The 19,758-nt window shown below is 39.5% G+C and carries 21 protein-coding genes; 16 read left to right on the top strand and 5 right to left on the bottom strand.

Translation table 11 applies throughout. From position 1 onward, the window contains the following. Positions 1-314: 314 nt before the first annotated feature. From NLF99_RS10880 to NLF99_RS10820, 13 genes are all read left to right on the top strand, one after another. Entirely contained in the window at positions 315-620 is a 306-nt protein-coding gene (locus tag NLF99_RS10880; protein WP_002993181.1) for a DUF4134 domain-containing protein, read from the top strand. An 11-nt stretch (positions 621-631) separates the two neighbouring features. Then, on the top strand, positions 632-964 hold the full coding sequence (locus NLF99_RS10875; protein WP_002993179.1) for a DUF4133 domain-containing protein: 333 nt from the start codon (positions 632-634) through the stop codon (positions 962-964). After that, complete coding sequence (locus NLF99_RS10870) at positions 961-3,462, top strand: TraG family conjugative transposon ATPase (protein ID WP_002993178.1); 2,502 nt, start codon at positions 961-963, stop codon at positions 3,460-3,462. The genes NLF99_RS10875 and NLF99_RS10870 overlap by 4 nt, the downstream gene beginning before the upstream one ends. A gap of 27 nt (positions 3,463-3,489) precedes the next feature. Continuing rightward, entirely contained in the window at positions 3,490-4,122 is a 633-nt protein-coding gene (locus NLF99_RS10865; RefSeq protein ID WP_002993177.1) for a DUF4141 domain-containing protein, read from the top strand. A gap of 3 nt (positions 4,123-4,125) precedes the next feature. Further along, entirely contained in the window at positions 4,126-5,121 is a 996-nt protein-coding gene (gene traJ / locus NLF99_RS10860) for a conjugative transposon protein TraJ (protein ID WP_002993175.1), read from the top strand. 20 nt (positions 5,122-5,141) lie between these two features. Then, entirely contained in the window at positions 5,142-5,765 is a 624-nt protein-coding gene (traK, locus tag NLF99_RS10855; RefSeq protein ID WP_002993173.1) for a conjugative transposon protein TraK, read from the top strand. Positions 5,766-5,775: 10 nt separating this feature from the next. Further along, complete coding sequence (locus NLF99_RS10850) at positions 5,776-6,204, top strand: hypothetical protein (protein ID WP_094280382.1); 429 nt, start codon at positions 5,776-5,778, stop codon at positions 6,202-6,204. 17 nt (positions 6,205-6,221) lie between these two features. Continuing rightward, complete coding sequence (locus tag NLF99_RS10845) at positions 6,222-6,506, top strand: hypothetical protein (RefSeq protein WP_002993171.1); 285 nt, start codon at positions 6,222-6,224, stop codon at positions 6,504-6,506. After that, a complete protein-coding gene (traM, locus tag NLF99_RS10840; RefSeq protein WP_002993170.1) occupies positions 6,493-7,839 on the top strand; it encodes a conjugative transposon protein TraM in 1,347 nt (448 codons plus the stop codon). Before NLF99_RS10845 ends, traM begins: the two co-directional genes overlap by 14 nt. A gap of 24 nt (positions 7,840-7,863) precedes the next feature. Beyond that, positions 7,864-8,757, top strand: a complete 894-nt coding sequence (traN, locus tag NLF99_RS10835) for a conjugative transposon protein TraN (RefSeq protein ID WP_002993169.1) — start codon at positions 7,864-7,866, stop codon at positions 8,755-8,757. Positions 8,758-8,784: 27 nt separating this feature from the next. Continuing rightward, entirely contained in the window at positions 8,785-9,345 is a 561-nt protein-coding gene (locus NLF99_RS10830) for a conjugal transfer protein TraO (RefSeq protein ID WP_002993168.1), read from the top strand. 11 nt (positions 9,346-9,356) lie between these two features. Then, positions 9,357-9,806, top strand: a complete 450-nt coding sequence (locus tag NLF99_RS10825; protein WP_002993167.1) for a DUF3872 domain-containing protein — start codon at positions 9,357-9,359, stop codon at positions 9,804-9,806. Positions 9,807-9,927: 121 nt separating this feature from the next. Beyond that, the gene (locus NLF99_RS10820) at positions 9,928-10,209 is read left to right on the top strand and encodes a molybdenum ABC transporter permease (RefSeq protein WP_099372366.1); all 282 of its coding nucleotides are present in this window, start codon (positions 9,928-9,930) and stop codon (positions 10,207-10,209) included. A gap of 59 nt (positions 10,210-10,268) precedes the next feature. Here the strand turns inward: NLF99_RS10820 and NLF99_RS10815 are convergent, their stop codons facing one another. Both NLF99_RS10815 and NLF99_RS10810 read right to left on the bottom strand, forming a co-directional pair. After that, on the bottom strand, positions 10,269-12,920 hold the full coding sequence (locus NLF99_RS10815) for a hypothetical protein (protein WP_002993164.1): 2,652 nt from the start codon (positions 12,918-12,920) through the stop codon (positions 10,269-10,271). Then, entirely contained in the window at positions 12,920-14,521 is a 1,602-nt protein-coding gene (locus tag NLF99_RS10810; RefSeq protein ID WP_002993163.1) for a hypothetical protein, read from the bottom strand. The genes NLF99_RS10815 and NLF99_RS10810 overlap by 1 nt, the downstream gene beginning before the upstream one ends. Before the next feature lie 175 nt (positions 14,522-14,696). Here NLF99_RS10810 and NLF99_RS10805 point away from each other — a divergent pair, with 175 nt between their 5' ends. The 3 genes from NLF99_RS10805 (at position 14,697) to NLF99_RS10795 (ending at position 15,945) form a co-directional block, all read left to right on the top strand. Further along, a complete protein-coding gene (locus NLF99_RS10805; RefSeq protein ID WP_037459849.1) occupies positions 14,697-15,008 on the top strand; it encodes a helix-turn-helix domain-containing protein in 312 nt (103 codons plus the stop codon). Beyond that, entirely contained in the window at positions 14,941-15,288 is a 348-nt protein-coding gene (locus NLF99_RS19805; RefSeq protein WP_306427041.1) for a helix-turn-helix domain-containing protein, read from the top strand. The genes NLF99_RS10805 and NLF99_RS19805 overlap by 68 nt, the downstream gene beginning before the upstream one ends. A gap of 273 nt (positions 15,289-15,561) precedes the next feature. Then, a complete protein-coding gene (locus tag NLF99_RS10795) occupies positions 15,562-15,945 on the top strand; it encodes a response regulator transcription factor (RefSeq protein WP_002993158.1) in 384 nt (127 codons plus the stop codon). 2 nt (positions 15,946-15,947) lie between these two features. Here the strand turns inward: NLF99_RS10795 and NLF99_RS10790 are convergent, their stop codons facing one another. Genes NLF99_RS10790 through NLF99_RS10780 form a run of 3 tightly spaced genes read right to left on the bottom strand, consistent with a single transcriptional unit; the run spans position 15,948 to position 19,752 of the window. Then, on the bottom strand, positions 15,948-16,799 hold the full coding sequence (locus NLF99_RS10790; RefSeq protein ID WP_002993157.1) for a hypothetical protein: 852 nt from the start codon (positions 16,797-16,799) through the stop codon (positions 15,948-15,950). Between the two features lie 5 nt (positions 16,800-16,804). Next, positions 16,805-18,253, bottom strand: a complete 1,449-nt coding sequence (locus NLF99_RS10785) for a hypothetical protein (RefSeq protein WP_002993156.1) — start codon at positions 18,251-18,253, stop codon at positions 16,805-16,807. Next, positions 18,250-19,752 (bottom strand): SMEK domain-containing protein, encoded by a 1,503-nt coding sequence (locus NLF99_RS10780; protein WP_254528214.1) that lies wholly within the window; start codon positions 19,750-19,752, stop codon positions 18,250-18,252. Before NLF99_RS10780 ends, NLF99_RS10785 begins: the two co-directional genes overlap by 4 nt. Positions 19,753-19,758 lie beyond the last annotated feature (6 nt).

Raw genomic sequence — 19,758 nt, 5'->3', positions numbered from 1 at the left:
GTCGCTATCTTGTTCTTGACTATTTGTTGTTTGATTCACTAGGTCAAAACATTTATCTTCCATAAAGCTTGGCAAGGTCGATAAGACCAAAACCATTAATGCTAATATGTACGACAAGGATTTCATTTTACGAAGATAGTAAAAACCTCTCTCTTCCTGTCAACACCTCTCTATTTTCTTTAGCAATTCAGCCACCCACAGCCAAACAATTCCTCTCACTGCCACTTTGTTATCACGCCTTGATTTCTAAAACACCTTTGTCCCGAAAGTCCGCAAGGTGCGGGATAACAGTAACAAATTAATGTGTTTCAATTATGAAAAAACAAAGTAAAAAAGTTTTGCTGGCAGCCGTAGCAATGCTGTCAGGAATGGGTGCGTTCGCACAGGGAAACGGGTCGGCAGGTATCAACGAGGCTACCCAAATGGTAACGTCTTATTTCGACCCTGCCACCCAACTCATTTATGCGATTGGGGCGGTTGTCGGCTTAATCGGAGGTGTTAAGGTGTACAACAAATTCAGCTCGGGCGACCCCGACACATCGAAGACGGCGGCTTCGTGGTTCGGTGCGTGTATCTTCCTGATTGTTGCGGCTACTATCCTGCGTTCATTCTTCCTGTAAACCTCTGCCTTATGAACAGTTATAACATTAACAAAGGCATTGGCAGGACAGTGGAATTTAAAGGGCTGAAAGCCCAATACCTGTTCATATTCGCTGGTGGTCTGCTCGGTACGCTCATCTTCGTGATGATATTGTATATGGCTGGCGTAAGTAATTACGTCTGCCTGTTTCTCGGAGCTGGCGGTGCTTCGCTCATTGTATGGCAGACCTTTTCGCTGAACCGAAAGTACAGAGAACACGGACTAATGAAAGTAGGTGCGAGAAAACGACACCCTCGCTACATTATTTGTCGTAAGCCTGTACGCAGGTATTTAAAATTCACTCCTAAACCGAAAGCCGTATGAGAAATGTAGCCAAAACAACCACATTGGAACATAAGTTTCCACTCTTGGCAGTAGAAAACAACTGTATCCTGTCCAAAGATGCGGACATAACCGCCTGTTTTGAAGTACGATTGCCTGAGCTGTTTACGGTAGCATCGGCTGAATACGAAGCTATTCACTCCGCCTGGCATAAGGCGATTAAGACATTACCCGATTTTACAGTCATTCACAAGCAAGATTGGTATATCAAAGAAAGCTACACTCCCGATTTGGCACAGGAAGACCAGAGTTTTCTTTCCAAAAGCTATCAACGGCATTTCAACGAACGACCATTCCTGAACCATTATTGCTACCTGTTCCTGACAAAAACGACCAAGAACAGAATGCGTATGCAAAGCAATTTCAGTTCGCTTTGCAAGGGTACGCTTATTCCAAAGGAAATCAATAAGGAAACGATACATCAATTTATGGAAGCGGTCGCACAGTTTGAACGTATCGTGAATGATAGCGGTTTTGTAAACCTGCGACGTTTGACCGAAGACGACATCATCGGAACAGACGAAAAACAGGGATTGCTGGAACAATACCTTACACTTTCGAGAGAAGCCGGAACACCAATGCAGGACATCGCATTAGGAGCGGAAGAAGTGCGTATCGGCAACAAAAGGCTGTCTTTGCACACCTTGTCCGATACGGACGACCTGCCTGCAACTGTTTCGGCTGATACCCGCTTTGAAAAGCTATCTACCGACCGGAGCGACTGCCGTTTGTCGTTTGCTGCACCCGTAGGGTTGTTATTGAGCTGTAACCACATTTACAATCAGTACCTATTCTTGGATAACAGCGAGGACAACCTGCAAAAGTTTGAGAAATCTGCCCGTAATATGCACTCTTTAGCCCGTTATAGTCGGGCGAACCAAATCAATAAGGAGTGGATTGAGAAGTATCTGAACGAAGCACACAGCTTCGGGCTATCTTCTGTAAGAGCACACTTCAATATTATGGCTTGGTCGGAAGACCCTGCGGAACTCAAACAGCTAAAGAACGATTGCGGTAGTGCGTTGGCACTAATGGAGTGTAAGCCCCGCCACAACACGACAGACGTTGCCACATTGTATTGGGCTGCAATGCCAGGCAATGCTGGCGATTTTCCGAGTGAGGAAAGTTTCTATACGTTTATAGAACCTGCCTTGTGCTTCTTTGCAGAAGAAACGAATTACCACAATTCGCCCTCTCCGTTCGGTATCAAAATGGCGGACAGGCTTACAGGAAAACCAATCCATTTGGATATTTCCGATTTGCCGATGAAACGTGGGATTATCACGAACAGAAACAAGTTCATACTTGGTCCGTCAGGTTCGGGAAAATCTTTCTTCACTAACCATATGGTACGCCAATATCACGAACAGGGTGCTCACGTTCTACTCGTAGATACGGGTAACAGTTATCAGGGATTATGCGAACTCATCAAAGGAAAAACCAAAGGCGAAGACGGTGTTTACTTCACGTACACCGAAGATAACCCGATTGCGTTCAATCCCTTTTATACCGATGACGGCGTGTTCGACATCGAAAAGCGGGAAAGTATCAAAACTCTGATACTCACTCTTTGGAAACGGGACGATGAACCGCCGACAAGGTCGGAAGAAGTAGCATTGTCCAATGCTGTTTCCGGTTACATCGAACGTATCAAACAAGATGATACTTATCCGTCATTTAACGGCTTCTATGAGTATGTAAAAGACGACTACCGCAAAGTATTGGAGGAGAAACAAGTCAGGGAAAAAGATTTTGACATTGCCAATTTCCTGAATGTTCTCGAACCCTATTACAAAGGAGGAGAATACGATTATTTGCTCAACTCCGATAAGCAGTTAGACCTTCTTTCCAAACGCTTTATCGTGTTTGAAATTGATGCGATAAAAGACCACAAAATCCTCTTTCCCATAGTCACGATTATCATTATGGAGGTGTTCATTAACAAAATGCGCCGACTGAAAGGTATTCGCAAACTTATCCTGATTGAAGAGGCTTGGAAAGCGATTGCAAAAGAGGGAATGGCAGAATACATCAAGTATTTGTTCAAAACCGTGCGTAAGTTTTTCGGAGAAGCCATTGTCGTAACACAGGAGGTCGATGATATCATCCAGTCGCCCATTGTGAAAGAAAGTATCATCAATAACTCCGACTGTAAAATCCTTTTAGACCAACGCAAGTATATGAACAAGTTTGATGATATACAGGCAATGTTGGGGCTTACCGACAAAGAAAAAGGTCAGGTACTTTCCATCAATATGAACAACGATGCAAGCCGCTTGTACAAAGAGGTTTGGATTGGTTTAGGTGGTACGCACTCGGCAGTCTATGCCACCGAAGTTAGTTTGGAGGAATACCTCGCCTACACCACAGAGGAAACCGAAAAGATGGAAGTGATGCAGCTTGCTGCGGAACTCGATGGTAACGTAGAACTCGCTATTAAGCATATCGCAATGCAACGGCGGGACAATTCAAATCAATAGTCATTAACAATTTAAAAAATCAGAACAATGAAAAAAGTAATGTATCTGGTGTGTACGGCACTGATGCTCGCCGTAGCACCGTCAGCAAAAGCCCAATGGGTTGTAACCGACCCCGCTAATTTGGCTTCAGGGATTATCAACAGTGCGAATGAAATCATACAGACTTCTTCCACCGTGAGTAATGTGATAAAGAACTTCAACGAAGTAAAGAAAGTGTACGACCAGGGCAAGGAGTATTACGACAAGCTGAAAGCTATCAACAACCTTGTAAAAGATGCCCGTAAGGTGCAGCAAACCGTACTCTTGGTGGGCGATGTGTCCGAAATGTACGTGCAGAACTTCGGCAAGATGATGAACGACCCCAATTTTTCGCCACAGGAATTGGTCGCTATTGGCAACGGTTATTCGGCACTGCTCAATGAAAGTACCGAACTGCTGAAAGAACTAAAGCAGATTGTAACCTCTTCAAGCCTTTCGCTGAATGACAAAGAGCGTATGGACATTATTGACCGTGTGTACAAAGAGGTAAAGGATTACCACAGCCTTGTACGCTACTACACCACTAAGAACATTTCTGTGAGCTACCTAAGAGCGAAAAAGAAAAACGATGCCCAAAGAGTGCTTGAACTCTACGGAACTGCTAACCAAAAATACTGGTAAACTATGGAATGGGATAATCTTCACGAACTCCTGCGATCGCTTTATGACGATATGATGCCGCTTGCAGGCGATATGGCGGCAGTAGCTAAGGGTTTGGCGGGATTGGGAGCATTGTTCTATGTAGCATTAAAGGTTTGGCAGGCTTTAAGCCGTGCCGAACCTATTGATATGTTCCCTCTGCTGCGCCCGTTCGCTTTGGGGCTGTGCATTATGTTCTTCCCGACTATCGTACTGGGAACCATCAATGCAGTGTTAAGCCCGGTGGTTGTAGGAACCCACCAAATACTCGAAGACCAGGTGATTGACCTGAACAAGCTGCAACAGCAGAAAGACCAGTTGGAATATGAGGCAATGGTCAGAAATCCTGAAACTGCCTATATGGTATCAGACGAAGAGTTTGATAAGAAACTGGACGAACTGGGTTGGTCGCCGTCCGACATTGGTACAATGGCGGGTATGTATATGGACAGGCAAGCCTACAAGATTGAAAAGGCGATAAAGGACTGGTTTCGCAATCTATTGGAAATACTCTTTCAGGCGGCGGCTTTGGTCATTGATACCATACGAACGTTTTTCCTGATAGTCCTCTCCATACTCGGACCAATAGCCTTTGCTATTTCCGTATGGGACGGCTTTCAGTCCACGCTCACGCAATGGCTCACGAGGTATGTAAGCGTTTACCTGTGGCTTCCCGTTTCGGATTTGTTCAGCTCAATGTTGGCAAGAATACAATCCCTCATTTTAGAACGGGATATAGCAATGCTTGCCGACCCCACCTACATTCCTGATACGAGCAATACCGTGTACATCATTTTTATGATTATCGGCATCATCGGGTACTTCACTATACCGACAGTAACAGGTTGGGTAATCCAAGCCGGAGGCGCAGGGAACTTTACCCGCAATGTAAACTCCACGGCAATGAAAGCCGGAAATATCGCCGGAGCAGGCGCAGGTTCGACAGTTGGAAACATCGGCGGTAAACTGATGAATAAATAAACAATTAATCATTCTAAAAAATGGAATTTAAAACGCTAAGAAATATCGAAAACAGCTTTAGGCAGATAAGGTTATATGCCATTGTGTTTGCGGTTCTCTGCACCAGTGTGGTAGGATACGCCGTATGGCGTTCCTACCGCTTTGCAGAAGAACAACGCCAAAAAATCTATGTACTGGATAATGGTAAATCCCTGATGCTTGCCTTGTCGCAGGATGCAAGCATCAACCGCCCGGTTGAAGCAAGGGAACACGTCAGACGTTTCCACGAACTGTTCTTTACGCTTGCCCCCGACAAGAATGCTATTGAAAGCAATATGAGCAGGGCATTCAACCTTGCCGATAAAAGTGCTTTTGATTACTACAAAGACTTATCGGAAAAGGGCTATTACAGCAGGATTATTTCGGGGAACGTGCAACAACGCATAGAGGTAGATAGTGTCGTGTGCAACTTCGACAACTACCCGTATGCAGTGCGCACCTATGCCAAACAGTTCATCATCCGGTCAAGCAATGTAACCAGACGTAACCTGATTACTTCCTGCTATCTCGTTAACTCCGTTCGCTCTGACAACAACCCGCAAGGTTTCAATATTGAAAAATTTGCAGTCGTGGAAAACAGGGATATCGAAGTCATCGAACGCTAAAAACAATCTTATGGAAGCATTATCAGATTTAAAAACGTTCGCAAAAATCCTTACAGACAAAGGATATAACGGCTATTTCCATACGCAGGGTGCGTATGCCAGAAAGCTGAAAGACAGTATCAGCGAATTCCTCAAAAGCTGCCAAAAAGGTGCAGACAATTTACCTAAACAGGATTTATTTCTGACAGGCTACCTACAATGGTCGGGTGATGACAAGCCCCGTGTAGAATGCAGTATGTGGGTAAAATACCTGAATGGCAAATTTTCGCTTAGCCGTATGGAAATAGCCAAGAAAGACGGCTTCGGGCAGTTGCTTAAAAAATCAGAACTGGCAAACCTGTCCGTCATATCTGCACCCAAATTAACGGAAGCGGTCGCACTGGTCAACGATGAGCCAAAGCAACAGGCGGGTAAAAGTCCTAAGCGTTTCAAGCTGTAACAACAAATAGTAAGGCTATGAAAAAATTAAGAGCAAATATGGACAGGTACTTTGACCGGCTCGATGAACGTTGGCGGGCGTTGCCTTTGCGCAAACAGCGCCAATATACGCTGTACTTCTTTGTGGTTTACCTACTGCTCACCGTAGTGGTCATTGGCAAAGTGATGTACGACACCTCAAAGTCAGGTAACAATATGGTCATTAAACATATTGAGAACCCTGTCCTTAAAAATGGAAATCCTGCAAGGTTGCCGGATAGTGTATCAACAATTTTAAAAAATCAGATTTATGAAAGAAAATGAGAACAAAAAATCGGTTGTTCGGGTAACGGAGGGGAACCCGAATGAAACTGCTGATGTGTTGCAAGACGGCGCACAGAACAAAGCCGACAAACTCAAAAAGCCACTTATATTCCTTTTAATGGGAGTGGTATTTCTCGGCTGTATGTACCTGATATTTAAACCGTCGAAAGACAAAAAGGCGGTGGAGAACATCGGATTAAACGATGCCGTACCACAGGCTACCGGGGCAGGAATGCCTGCCGATAAAGGCAAGGCGTATGAACAGGAAATGCTCGAACGCAAAGAGCAGGAAAAGCGCAATGCACTGACCACGCTTTCTGATTATTGGAATACTGAAGACAGTGCATCTGCTGACAATGAAGAAGGTTTACCTGAACAAGATGAAGAAAGCAACGGCTTTGGCGGTGGCGGCAGAAATTCGGGAAGAAACGGTAATCATGGATTGAACAGCTACAGAAATATGCAAAGCACATTGGGTTCATTCTATCAGGATAATAATTCTGAAACAATGGAACTCCGCAGGCAACTGGACGAAATGAAAGAAAAGCTGGCCGAGAAAGATGTGCCACCTGTGGCCACCGTTGACGACCAACTCAAATTAATGGAGAAATCCTATGAAATGGCTGCAAAGTATCTTCCGCAAAATGCTAACACCGGAAATGCTGCTCCTGCCAACGGTGCAACTACTGGGGCTGCGGGTGCTAACCAAAAAGAGCAATTTGTATCGTTCACACCAACAAGAAAGAACATTGTATCAGCCTTGTACCGTGAACCGTCGGACAGTGCCTTTGCAGCCGATTGGAGCCAAACAAAAAGCCGCGGGTTCTATACCGCAGGTTCTACTGAAGAGGTAGTACAGCCTAAAAACAGCATCAAAGCCTGTGTAAACGAAGCCCAGACAGTAGTTGGCGAAACGGGTGTGCGCTTACGACTATTAGAGCCTGCTAAAACCCCGCAACGTACCATTCCCAAAGGAACAATTGTAACGGCTAATGCAAAATTTCAGAATGGCAGGCTACAATTAAAAGTTACCTCCGTAGAACTGGAGGGCAACATCATTCCGGTAGATATAATCATTTACGATTTGGACGGGCAGCAAGGCTTGTACGTTCCGTATTCGCCGGAAATGAATGCACTTACCGAAATGGCGGCCAATATGAGCCAGACAGGGGGAACAAGCGTAATGCTCACGCAGAATGCCGGACAGCAGGTAGCGGCTGATTTAAGCCGTGGCGTGGTACAGGGTATCTCAGGCTATTTCGCCAAGAAAGTAAGAACGCCAAAGGTTACACTGAAAGCGGGCTATCAGGTCTTTCTTGTATCTAAAAAATAATGTTGAACTCAAATAAATAAAACAATGAAAAATCATTTAAAAACCTTTTGGGCTTTTGCCCTGATACTCGGCTTTGCCGTAAACTCTTACGCACAGGACACCATCAGAACGCCGCTTGCCCTGGGCAAGATAGAACCGTACCGTATGGAAGTAACTTACGATAAAACTTCGCACTTGATTTTCCCGACCGCCATTCGTTATGTGGACTTGGGCAGCGAATACCTGATAGCAGGAAAAGCCGAAGATGCAGAAAACGTGTTGCGTGTGAAAGCATCTGTAAGGGACTTTGAGCCTGAAACCAATTTTTCCGTTATCACGAATGACGGTCGTTTTTACAACTTCAACGTGTATTACAGTTCCTACCCGGCGGCAATGAGCTATGACCTGCTCACGATGCAGAAAGCGGTAGATAAAGCCAATGGTAACGATGTGCTTTTTGAAGAATTGGGCAACAATTCGCCCTCGCTGGCAGGCTTGCTACTGGAAACCATTTACAAGAAAGACAAACGCATTGTAAAGCATATTGGAGCTAAGAGCTTCGGCATTCAGTTTATGCTCAAAGGCATTTACATCCACAACGGCAAATACTATTTGCATACGGAATTGAGAAACCGTACCAATGTGCCATTTCAGATTGATTTTGTGAATTTCAAGGTAGTGGATAAAAAGGTAGCCAAACGTACCGTAGTACAGGAACGTCCGATGATACCGCTACGCACTTACAAACCATTGGACGAGATCGGTGGAAAAACCATCGAGCAAAACGTGTTCATGTTAGACCAATTTACCATTGCTGATGACAAGGTATTACTGATTGAGATTTTCGAGAAAAACGGTGGCAGGCATCAAACACTTCAGATAGAAAACTCTGATTTAATCAAGGCTCGTTTGATTAACGATATGCACCTGAAATTTTAATAACCCTTTAAATAAGATAGCAATAAAATGAAAAAGTATATCTATACCGTGATGCTTGTTTTAATGGGCATCACAATGGCACAGGCACAACGAATGCTGCCTAAACAGAAAGGCTTGGAAATAAGCACAGGCGTATTATCCAATGATAAGATTGGCAATGATTATTACATCAGTGTAGCGATGACTGTAAATGGTAAAAACGGCAATTACCAGCTTTGGGCATTGGAATATACACACCAATACCACGACTATAAAGACCTGCGCATACCGCAGGAAAGTTATAGTGCCGAAGGCGGTTACAGTTTCTACTTGTTGGGCGATGCCCGAAAAAACATCACGCTGAATTTAGGAATAACAGGCGTAGTCGGTTATGAAAGCATTAACCGGGGCGAAGCTATGTTGTATGACGGATCGAAGATACTGAGCGAGGACAATTTTATCTACGGAGCTGGTGGACGGCTCACATTTGAAACGTACCTGTCCGACCGATTTGTATTAGTCCTGCAAGGGCGTACAAAAGTCCTTTGGGGTAAAGACTTAGAACAGTTCCGACCGTCCGTAGGTATGGGATTAAGGTTTAACTTTTAAAACAGAAAACAATGATAGCAATATTCAATAATTTCAGAATAGGATTACTGCCGATATATGTATTCCTGGCAATCCTCACAGCTTCGGTTACGTTGGTATCTTGTAGCAAAGATGATGAACTCGAAATACAAAAGGACTTTCCTTTTGAGGTCAAAGTGATGCCAGTGCCTAAATATGTTGCCAACGGCCAGACGGTAGAGATCCGCATTACAATACAGCGAACTGGAAATTATAGCAGCACGCAATATTTCCTTCGCTACTTCCAGTTTGACGGAAAGGGCACACTTAGGTATTACGATGAGCCGCCGTACCTACCTAATGATCTGTATGAGTTACCAACCGAGCAGTTCCGTTTGTACTATACTTCGGCATCTGCAGTATCTCAATCCTTTGAGGTTTGGATTTCGGATAACTTCGGGAACGAAAAGCAGATAACTTTTCAGTTTAACAGTAGTGATTAATACAGCATGTCAATTCATAAAAAACGGCTTATTGGATTGGTAAGCCGTTTTTGTATTGAATACGCATCGTTCAGGGGCTAAACAAATATTTTTTTGTAAATTCAAATAGTGGAAATAAACTATGGTTGCATCACTCGTTATAGGTATCATATTTTTGGTTGCAGGCTTGGTACTTCGTTACTGGATTAACCGTAGAAAGTTTTACAGGCGCAGCTCTATGGGAACTGAGGGGTTCTCATCTTATGAAAGTTCGATTTTCATTAAATTGATTGAAAAGGTTGGCAAATGGATAGCTTATGCGTTGATTATATTTGGGCTGTTGTCGTTATGGGTTTATTCCCTTGAAAAAAAGGAAAAACAGCAGCCTGACGTAACAACCGAACAACCTGCCCAACGCAGATAATTATTACAGAATTTTAAAAGCAAATCGGATAGCCCAAAAGGTTATCCGATTTTTTATGACTACAAATCCGTACAAATAAAAGAAGAGAGCCTTAACGGCAAATATATTTCATCTGGGCTATGTTTTATATAATCTTCTTTAACATCATCCCACATAAAGCCTGGTCTAACTAGCGTAAAGTCATTTATTTTATTTACTGATTGAACATAGCTGTAACCCCACGGAGATTTGTAAATAATTTGACCTTGAACTGCCAGTGTATCGAAGTTTTTTTCTGCAAGTTGCTTCATAACTTTTTTAAATGCTGGACAAACTTTGTAATAAAACACCATCAGATTCTGTTCAAGTCCTTTGGTTCGCTGTTTTAGGTCAGAAATTCTAAGATTGATTTTAATTTGCAAATCATCAAAATTATTTTCAAAATCATCAATATTTTTCCACCCTAAATAATGAAGCGTGTTTAGAAGCATTGAAAAAAAGTAATGCATCTCGCCATCTTTCCAATAATTGTTTATCAGGCAAACAATCGTGTTTACAAGTGCATCGGCTTTTAATTCCTCAACTTTCTTTTTTGTATAATCAAATTCGTATTCTTTAAAGCCTGTTCTTGCTAACATTAAAAAGTCGCCTATTAAGTTTAAACAACAACCTTTCACATTATTGTTGTCATAATTGTTGCTAAACGGAAGATAGCTAAAGAAATGTTGCTTTTCTTGCTCGTCGTATTTTTCTGTTTTGCCTCCATATTCAAGTATCAGCTCAAGCGTTATCAAATATTTGGTTAAGTCTGTTAATGTGGGTTTATAGTTTTGGGGTCTATTGTTACCATAAAGAAGTTCTTGCTGATTATAATACAGATTATCAAAATAGCTTGTCAATTTTCTTTTTTCAGACTTTAGCAACGCAAAAGAAAGATTACGAACTATTTTTACTTCGTTTTTCTCATTGCCATCAATGTTACCTAAATTTTCTTCCTGTTCATCAATGCTAATATCAATCTGTCTGTTTATGGACAGAGATTTTGAGTGAATGAATTTTAAAACATCTAAAACCCGAAGCGAAAGAGAAGAAAGCAAAAGACTTTTCTCATACGCAGAATGCTCAATTGGTTTGTAAGAAGAAAGGTCATACAGCTTTTCGGGCTCGTTGTTTCCGTCTCTTTTTGCATCTGTAGTTTTACGGCTATTCAGAATACTTGCACTTTCTTCGTTTTCCGTTTCATCAATTATCGCATAATGCAACAAGTCGAGAACTTTGCTTAGTTCTCCATTTTGGATTTCGCTGTAAATCCTTTCTATGTCTTCAGTTTTAGGATTTGGATGGGTTTTGGCAAGATGAAAATAATCAGACACCAAAAGTTTGTTTGATACAAATTCATCCTCCATATTAGCCAATTGAACGTACTGAAAACTACCTAATTCTGCATTGAGTTTTACTTTTAGTTCTTGCTCAAACTTCGAGAATGTTTGGGAATGAAAATATCGGTTCTCTTTATCAAAAAGCATAAATTTAAACGGTTCTGAGAAATTGCCATTTAAGTGAATTGTAAGCTCATCATAAATCAATTCTGCGCTAAGAAGTTGAACCTGAAATTTATTATTCTTGATTATCGTTTCATAAATGGATTTATGAGCTGTAGAAGTAAAATCTGAAAGTTGTTTTTTGTTGCCAACTTTCAATTTTATGCCTAATTTATTAAGCAAGCCACCTTTTTCAGATCGTATAAGAAGTGAAACTTCTGCATTTGCATTTTTTCCTGCTAATGCCAAGCCCTCCGGTGTTATATTGGCACTTCCGAAAAGGCAAAATTCTTTACCATCTTTTGTTTTAATATGGATAATCTTTCCGTGAAGTTTAGAGTTTGAATTATCAGATTTCGAATATTGAACTCTACTGATACCAGCATTGCACCAGTCGTAAAATGAAAATGTTTTACTTAAATCCATTGCCGATGGAATAAAACCACTTTCTTCTAAAACCACATTAATATCTGCTTTTGGGAAAAGATTTTTAAGCTCTTGCAGTACCTTTCCTTTGCTATCATAAAATGGAGAAATGGTAGTAATTTCAACAATTTTTTCGTTGCTAATATGTTTTAATAGCTCATTCCAAATCGAAGAGGTTTCGGAATTGAATAAAAAAGCAACTTTCTCTTTTTGTGAAGTATTTAAAAATTCAAACGGTTTTACTGCTGGTAATTCATTAAGCCATTTTGAATGTTCAATTATCCACCTTGTGGTCTTTTCATTCATCTGACCTTTAACTGTTGATGAAAGCATCGATAAATAATTCCAAGCAGATGAAAATATTGGGGCGTTCTCGGTCGAACGAATATCAAAATGATATGCTCCCCAAATTTCATCGTTGTTTCCATTTCCCGAATTGGTAAGATTTCCTGAACCAACAATTAATAAACCCTCCTTATCGCCAAATAGCATCCAGATTTTTGGATGAAATACTGAATTTTGAAAAACAGGATAAAGTGAATAACCGGCAGTAAGTTGCATTTCTTCGCCAGTGGCTTGTCGCATCAACTCTGAATAATAGTAGCCGTCAATAAAAACATTAATGTTTCTCACACCACACGAACGCAACCATTTCATTGCTTTCATTTCAAAAAAGTAAAAGTCAAAGCTGAAAGTGGTAAGAATACAAGAATGGTATCTTCTGCTTCCAATTAAAGTCAAAATGTTTTCTCTTTCTAATGCCATTAGTCAACCAAAAGTTTTGTGTGAAGCGGAGACAAAACCTTTTCCTCGTCGATTACCTGCAAATCAAACATTATGTTTTGCAAAGCATTCATTCTCGGCGATGTATTTCTTGGTGGAAATATGTCGATGAAACGGATGTATTGTTCTTCTATAAAAAATTTATGCGTGGATTGTGAGCCATTACCCATTTTTCTAAGGGCAACCATTGTGTGTCTGTAAATTATTTTGCGTAAAATAAATTGTTCAACAAAATCTTTAAGAATTTCTTTCTCTGCTTTATGAACTGTAAGGATGCCATCAACCATATTTCCATCTCTTTCTGTTCTCTTTCTACTCATAAATTCTTTCAAAGGATGCAATTGTTCTCTATTATTTTTGAACAGCTGAAGTAAAAGCATGAAACCGTATTTACCAGCAAGAATTGGGTCGTTGGTTTGGTTGATTGCTCTTTTCGTTTCCTCTTCGTCGTTCGTATCTGGAATGAGTGATAAAATTTCTGAAACTAAAGATGTGGGCTGTATTGATTGGTTAAAATCTTTGCAAATTTCTTTTGAGATGCTATCCGAAAACTTCTCAACAAAAGACGGCAAATATTGGTCTTGTTGAAAATCGTAAAGATGTTGCAGCAATGCCCAAAATATTGTTCCGCAACTGTATTGCCAATATTCATTTAGTTGATAGCAATACCAACCGATGTTTGTTTCTGTTTCGGGTTGAGTGCTTGAACCTAATTTTTTATGATAGCTTTCGAGCAAAAATTTATACCAATTATAGTCATTATCGTTTTGAACCGCTGTTTTTATTAGCGATAAAATGGTTTCTCTTCTATGAAAAGTCACCAATTCTTCAACTTCTTGGCTTGGCTCATCTTTGTCAAGGAGCATTTCCATATACAATTGCCATTCACTGCTTTCAGTTTCTATAGTCTCAATCGCAAAATATTTGATTAGTTCTGGTATATCCGATTGGTAAAGCTTTCCTTTTTTTATGTTGCTGTAAAATAACTCTTTTATTTGGGGGGATAATGATATCTCAAAAGCATTAGCTAATTGTTTTCCTGAAACTTTTTGTCTGGGATGTGGTTGGCTTATATTGTAAACAACGTCTCCAAAATCATTTACCGCAGTAATAATTAATGAAAGAGCTTGCATCGCCCCATAATAATATTGCCCAAAAGCACCGGACGGATATTTCCAATACACATTTTTGTCTGTACCGTCTTTATCAGCCCCCTCAGCTAAATCAAAATAATCATTTTCAATCGTGTTGAGTAGGTTTGATGCGAAATTACTTCCTGTAATTTGCTGAACTGCTTTCCGCTGACTTTGCATTATGATAGCAATCATTAACTCAGCCCTGCGAATAAAGCGGTATTGCTCTTTTGAATTTCCCTTTTTCTCTGTTTTAAAGTAAAAATCTAATAACCAGCAATAAAAGCCATAGTACCGCAGTCGATTAGTCAAGTTAGAAATTCCGGGCAACATCGTTGCATAAGTTGCCTCTGAAGTTGTCTGAAGCCCTAATGGGTCAAGTCCTGTAATTAAATTTATTGATGCTCCCCAAAACGGATAGTTTGATTTGCCTTTTTGTAATAATGCCATTTAAAAATTCTTATTGAATTTGTTATTAACCTATAATTTTCAAATTTACAAAATAAACTATGCTGAAATTTATCGCGGAGCCAAACACTACCTTTCAGAGCCAAAGCCTGCAACATTTTCTAACGCTATCATAAGCATTTATAAATTCGACTTCCATAGTAAAATTGAGCAAACAATGGAAGTAATTGCAATACAAAAGTCGGCACTAGACGGAATGAAAAATGAGCTAAAAGCACTTTTGGAATTGACCGAAAATGCCACACAGAAATATACGCCCATTTTTAAAGCGGAACAATGGCTCGATAACCAGGAAGTATGTCTGATGATGAACATTACCAAGCGGACTTTACAGACCCACAAAAGCAAAGGACTATTACCGTATTCAAAACTGAACCGTAAAAATTATTATAAACGCTCAGATGTACAGGCTTTGCTCGAAGCCGGACAGCTGGACAATACTACTGAAAATGGATTTATTCACGAATGATAGTGACGATATCATCGCCCACAGGGAAATGATTACACAGCTACGAAATCGTATTGAACAGATATTAAAAAACTACCGTCCTGTAATGAACGGTGAAATATATCTTTCGGGCGAAGATGTGTGCAAGCTGTTACATATCAGCAGACGGACTTTACAGCAATATCGTGATGACCAAATACTCCCATACATCCAGATAGGCGGCAAAATCATTTTTAAGCAAACCGACCTTTTACGGATACTTGAACAAAACTATGTCTGCAATGGACAAAAGAACAAGTAACGGATTTCAAGCAATCATATTTCTATATCGAAACGAGTTTAGTATCTTTGCTATGTAAAATATAGAAATACTTAAAGTGTTTTTGCTTTAAGTCCCACATTGAAAACTGGTAATTTTTAGACAACGGGACGATAAGGAAGAACGCTCATGCCATAGGCGTGGGCGCTCGCTTATTCGTTGTCGGGTATACCAGTACCTCAATGTGCGGTAAGTGTAGTTGCCTGCGCTTTCTTTTTGTGCAGGAACTTCATCTAACTCAAAAAAAGGTAACGTATGAAAACTGGTACTGTACAAGAAACAATCTCCCTGTCTTTTATCAATGACAAAAGCCCTGTAACCGATAACATCTGCAAAGATCTCGCTGCATCTGGAATGGAAATACTATCTCGGTCAGAAAGCATTGAAAATGGGCTAACACAGTTGTCTTCATTGAATGAACTCCCCAAAGTCTGTATTATTGACTTGGATTTTTACGACCAAAATGTGCTTAAACAGCTTCAAGAATTAAGGAAAGAGTACCCTGCAATCAAACTGGTTGCCCATAGCGATATTGATGATGAGAAAGTTGGGAAATCTCTTTTAGAGATTGGGTTTTCAAGTTATCTACTACTTGGAAGCGATGTTGATGATTTTAAGAAAGCTATCTTCAGTGCTTAAGACTATATTTCATCATCATCGTCTCCATACCAACTTGAAGTATCCACATCGTAGTCATCGACCTCAAACTTAGAGGACGGAAAATCCTCTTCAATTTGATAGCGTATCTTCGTTTCAAAAGGGAATGTTTCTGGCAAGTCTAATCCATCACCTTCACGTCTTTCTTTATTAGACCCATATTCAAGAATCACATGTAAATCTCCAAAGACGTCCACTACAATTTCATATTCATTAATTTCTGAAATATGATATTCTGACACTTCACTATATTCCAGTGAATGGTGAGGTGCAAGTCGATCAACATTCTCAAAAAAATTAGTTACAACGGATGATACCATATGCTCTTCGATATGTCCATCAAGGAATTGTTTAAGATCTTCACGATAGTTCTCAATTGTTTCTACCAAACTAATAAAAGAGTTAAGTACATCTTGGCTCATACGCTCAATTTCAGAATCGCTAATATTAAACACCTCAGGATTAATATGGGTATACTTGCTTAAAGTATTGATTGTTTCTTTTACATCCTTTATCATGTCTTTGAGTTCGTCAACCTCAAATCCCCAACGATCTAAAAAAGTGTCGTCTATTCCACCTTGGACTGCGTATTTAATTCTTTGGTTTCTTGTAGGTTTTCCGTCTGCAGTTTCGGGGCTAAACCAAACACAATTTTTCACACGTTCTTCCGGAGCAAGGTTATATAAAAAATGTCGTGACAACTCCCTTATAGAGCATGCAAAATTATTAAAGCGAAGTTTGTTTGTTCGATCATTTAAGCTAGCAATTGAAGCTTCAAATAAATCCAACTCAAATTGGTTGGATAGTAATTGTTTTATTTTTTCGGCTTTCTCCATAGTCTCTACATATAAAAGCTGTATTTAAGCTGCATACTATCTTCTTGGTTCAAATATTTTAATATTTCTCCAACATTTCTCGCACATTCAATTGTAATAGGCATCTGCCTATCAAATTGTGTATTATTCCAATTCATTTTGGTTAATGCAAGGATTTCATCGCAAATGATGTTTGGAGATTCATCATGTTGTGCTAATTTTATTTCAATGGCTCGAGGGATATATCTACCTGGATACGTTTCGTAGTACGGCACAGATCCTCTTGTATATAGCAAGTGGTGTTTATAACTCATAGCGAAATGTGTTCCCCTCATCGGCGGATAATTGCCATTCCTGTATAATCTTAAATCAGATGTTTGTATAGAAACTAAGTCAACTTGATTTATATGCAAATCACGAGCTGCTTGGGTAAACCCGTAAACTTCATCTTCACTGAAGTTAGAGGTCTTATGGATTACTAGTCTTTTCGGAAAAATTTTTACGGCTTCATAATATTCAGTTAGGGACTGCTTTAGAAGATTGAATGCTTGTTCTTCACTTAGATGTGGTGTTCTATCGTTTTTTTTCAAAGTAATTTCCTCACCTCTTAAAATGACACCTTTCCCTAACTCATTAAATATTTGGGCAATACTTGTTTGTGTTGAGCTTCTATCTCTACTTTTAAAGAAGCTTATACCGGCATAACAAGTAGTTTCAGCAGTGTCTTTTCTGATCAATGCCCAAGGCGTTCCTGAAGCTTTATAGTATAATGCTGTAAAAAAATTCCAAGCAACCGTTGCAGGATCTTGCATCTCTTTGGTTGGTTTTGCAACTCTATCCCTAATGATTTGGATAGGCACATTATATTGCATTGCCTTTGCTTTAAGATTTCTCCTGAAATTCTGTTCTTTTGAAGAAACCTCATCTTCATCAAAATCACGTTCATGAACTTCAGTTTCTTCTTCATCTTCACCAGAAGCTTTTGCCTTAGCTTCGGTAATATGTTTCATTAAATTTTCAGGCAAAGCGCAAAGAATTACATCTGGTTTTTTGTTTTTAGATAAGAATTTGATTTCAGCTAAATAGAGTTCTGTAATTTCTGCAATTATCGTTTCCAGGGAGTTGCTTTTCTTGACGATTTTCTCTAAATCAGAGTTATTTAACTTTCTTAGGTATGTATCATCATAATTGATCTCGCACTTAAAGCCTATACTTTTATTGAAACCGCAAAAATTTAGAAAAAGGTTGGGATGTGGGGTTTTACTTTGTTTTCCATCAATATGGGTTTTGCATGATTCTATCCATTCTAAAACTGCATCAACACTGTCAGATTTTCCAACTACTCCAATGGTGATTTTTTCAGGTCTAACTTGATCAATATCAAATGGATTAAAATTGTAAATGCCACTTTTAGGACAAATCTGATGTCCTAAGCCAAATTGTAATGATGGTTCTTCTATATATCTTAATTTCATTGATCAGAAAAAATTGAGTTGGTTAATTCGTTATCAAGGCTTATTTCCGTTGGAGTAAACTCAGATGTTTCTTCAACGATTTTAACGGGTATCCATTTTTGTTCATCTAGGCTGGGAGATAAACTTAATGGCTCATTTTTCGAGGTCTGCAGGTATGGATATTCAGTAACAAACAGGTCCGTATAAGATAAGTAGTACGCAAAGAATCTAAAGTAATTGTAAACAGAATTGTTATTCTCAAGTCGTTTTATTCCTGCCATATATGCTGATTCAAATCGACTTTCCCTATATCCACCCGGATTTGTAAAGCTCCATGTTGGATTTATGACCAAATACCAATCTATTTCAAAATTTAAAAAAGATGCTTTGAATGCTAAGTGTCTATAACAGATTATGTGCCCCTCCTTCTTATTTGTCATTTCGAATATTACTGTCTTGGTAGACTCTTTTTTACCCTTCCATCTAATTTGCTTTGCTTTAGGAGGTCTTGAATTGGCAAATCTGAAAATTCCTCTTGGCGGGAAGAATTCTATTCCTTTATAATAGCAAAGTTGGATCAGAGATTTTCTTAAAAGGTTTTTGAATACTTTGTTACTCGCTTCATCTTGTTCGTAGAAGTCTTTACAATCCAAAGTAGTTATTGTGCCAGCATCTATAATTTTTCTCAATGGTTCGTTGTTTTTAGATAAATCCCGAAAAGTATAAATAAACTTTTCATGTAAAATCCAGTCTTCAAAATATACTTTATTTTGTTTTAAAGCCTTTTTGACCAGTGTGTTTGGCTTCAACTTTTTCACTTTCCTTTTTCCAATACTCTCCAAATAATCGTTTAGATTTTCGAGGATAGCTTCTTCATTAATAAACAATTCTGCCTTATACAAAACCTTCGGAAATGATATTTTAACCATGTTAGGCGAAATATCTTCTGGCTCGTTATTCAAGTATCCATTTTCGAACTTAAGCTGGCGCTGTTCAATCTGTATATCCGAAAACTCATGCTCGTATAATTTAGAAATCGCTTGAATTTTGGGCGTTGAGCTTATAGCATTTATTTTCTGAAGAATAACGTCCTTGTCTATAATATGGTCACTTGACTCAAACCCAAAACTATCGGGTATTACATCTTTCAGTTTTGCATCATTGTATTGCGGCTTCTTTTCTGTGAGAATATATAAGTAGAGTACATCAAACTCATTTTGTAGGTCATACTTTGAGAATGTTTCGAGCGTAGTCCTAATTTTATCAAGAGAAGATGTTGACGTAATTTGAAAAGCCACCCTATTCTTAAAGTCGGCCAGATCAATTGCTGGAAAATTTTTCTTTTTTGTAGAATTAAGATTTTCAAGTTCCAACCCGAAAACCTCATTTAATAACGGTACCAAAAAATTCTCTGCATGGATATTAATATGATAATTTCCTATTGCATTAAACCCTTCCACTTCGTGGACAAATCTCGCTGCACAAGTAGTGATCTTGTTGATGTATTCAATCCTGTTCAATTTTTG

The organism is Sphingobacterium sp. LZ11T8, from assembly GCF_024261425.1.
GTDB lineage: Bacteria > Bacteroidota > Bacteroidia > Sphingobacteriales > Sphingobacteriaceae > Sphingobacterium.
This window is presented reverse-complemented; position numbering and strand designations above follow the sequence as displayed.

Excerpts from the sequence above, each read along its gene's own strand:
- NLF99_RS10875 (WP_002993179.1), top strand. The coding sequence starts at position 632 with ATGAACAGTTATAACATTAACAAAGGCATTGGCAGGACAGTGGAATTT.
- NLF99_RS10865 (WP_002993177.1), top strand. The coding sequence starts at position 3,490 with ATGAAAAAAGTAATGTATCTGGTGTGTACGGCACTGATGCTCGCCGTA.
- traK (WP_002993173.1), top strand. The coding sequence starts at position 5,142 with ATGGAATTTAAAACGCTAAGAAATATCGAAAACAGCTTTAGGCAGATA.
- NLF99_RS10850 (WP_094280382.1), top strand. The coding sequence starts at position 5,776 with ATGGAAGCATTATCAGATTTAAAAACGTTCGCAAAAATCCTTACAGAC.
- NLF99_RS10795 (WP_002993158.1), top strand. The coding sequence starts at position 15,562 with ATGAAAACTGGTACTGTACAAGAAACAATCTCCCTGTCTTTTATCAAT.
- NLF99_RS10810 (WP_002993163.1), bottom strand. The coding sequence starts at position 14,521 with ATGGCATTATTACAAAAAGGCAAATCAAACTATCCGTTTTGGGGAGCA.
- NLF99_RS10820 (WP_099372366.1), top strand. The coding sequence starts at position 9,928 with ATGGTTGCATCACTCGTTATAGGTATCATATTTTTGGTTGCAGGCTTG.
- NLF99_RS10790 (WP_002993157.1), bottom strand. The coding sequence starts at position 16,799 with ATGGAGAAAGCCGAAAAAATAAAACAATTACTATCCAACCAATTTGAG.
- NLF99_RS10880 (WP_002993181.1), top strand. The coding sequence starts at position 315 with ATGAAAAAACAAAGTAAAAAAGTTTTGCTGGCAGCCGTAGCAATGCTG.
- NLF99_RS10785 (WP_002993156.1), bottom strand. The coding sequence starts at position 18,253 with ATGAAATTAAGATATATAGAAGAACCATCATTACAATTTGGCTTAGGA.
- NLF99_RS10825 (WP_002993167.1), top strand. The coding sequence starts at position 9,357 with ATGATAGCAATATTCAATAATTTCAGAATAGGATTACTGCCGATATAT.
- NLF99_RS19805 (WP_306427041.1), top strand. The coding sequence starts at position 14,941 with ATGTACAGGCTTTGCTCGAAGCCGGACAGCTGGACAATACTACTGAAA.
- NLF99_RS10830 (WP_002993168.1), top strand. The coding sequence starts at position 8,785 with ATGAAAAAGTATATCTATACCGTGATGCTTGTTTTAATGGGCATCACA.
- NLF99_RS10815 (WP_002993164.1), bottom strand. The coding sequence starts at position 12,920 with ATGGCATTAGAAAGAGAAAACATTTTGACTTTAATTGGAAGCAGAAGA.
- NLF99_RS10805 (WP_037459849.1), top strand. The coding sequence starts at position 14,697 with ATGGAAGTAATTGCAATACAAAAGTCGGCACTAGACGGAATGAAAAAT.
- traM (WP_002993170.1), top strand. The coding sequence starts at position 6,493 with ATGAAAGAAAATGAGAACAAAAAATCGGTTGTTCGGGTAACGGAGGGG.
- traN (WP_002993169.1), top strand. The coding sequence starts at position 7,864 with ATGAAAAATCATTTAAAAACCTTTTGGGCTTTTGCCCTGATACTCGGC.
- NLF99_RS10870 (WP_002993178.1), top strand. The coding sequence starts at position 961 with ATGAGAAATGTAGCCAAAACAACCACATTGGAACATAAGTTTCCACTC.
- NLF99_RS10845 (WP_002993171.1), top strand. The coding sequence starts at position 6,222 with ATGAAAAAATTAAGAGCAAATATGGACAGGTACTTTGACCGGCTCGAT.
- traJ (WP_002993175.1), top strand. The coding sequence starts at position 4,126 with ATGGAATGGGATAATCTTCACGAACTCCTGCGATCGCTTTATGACGAT.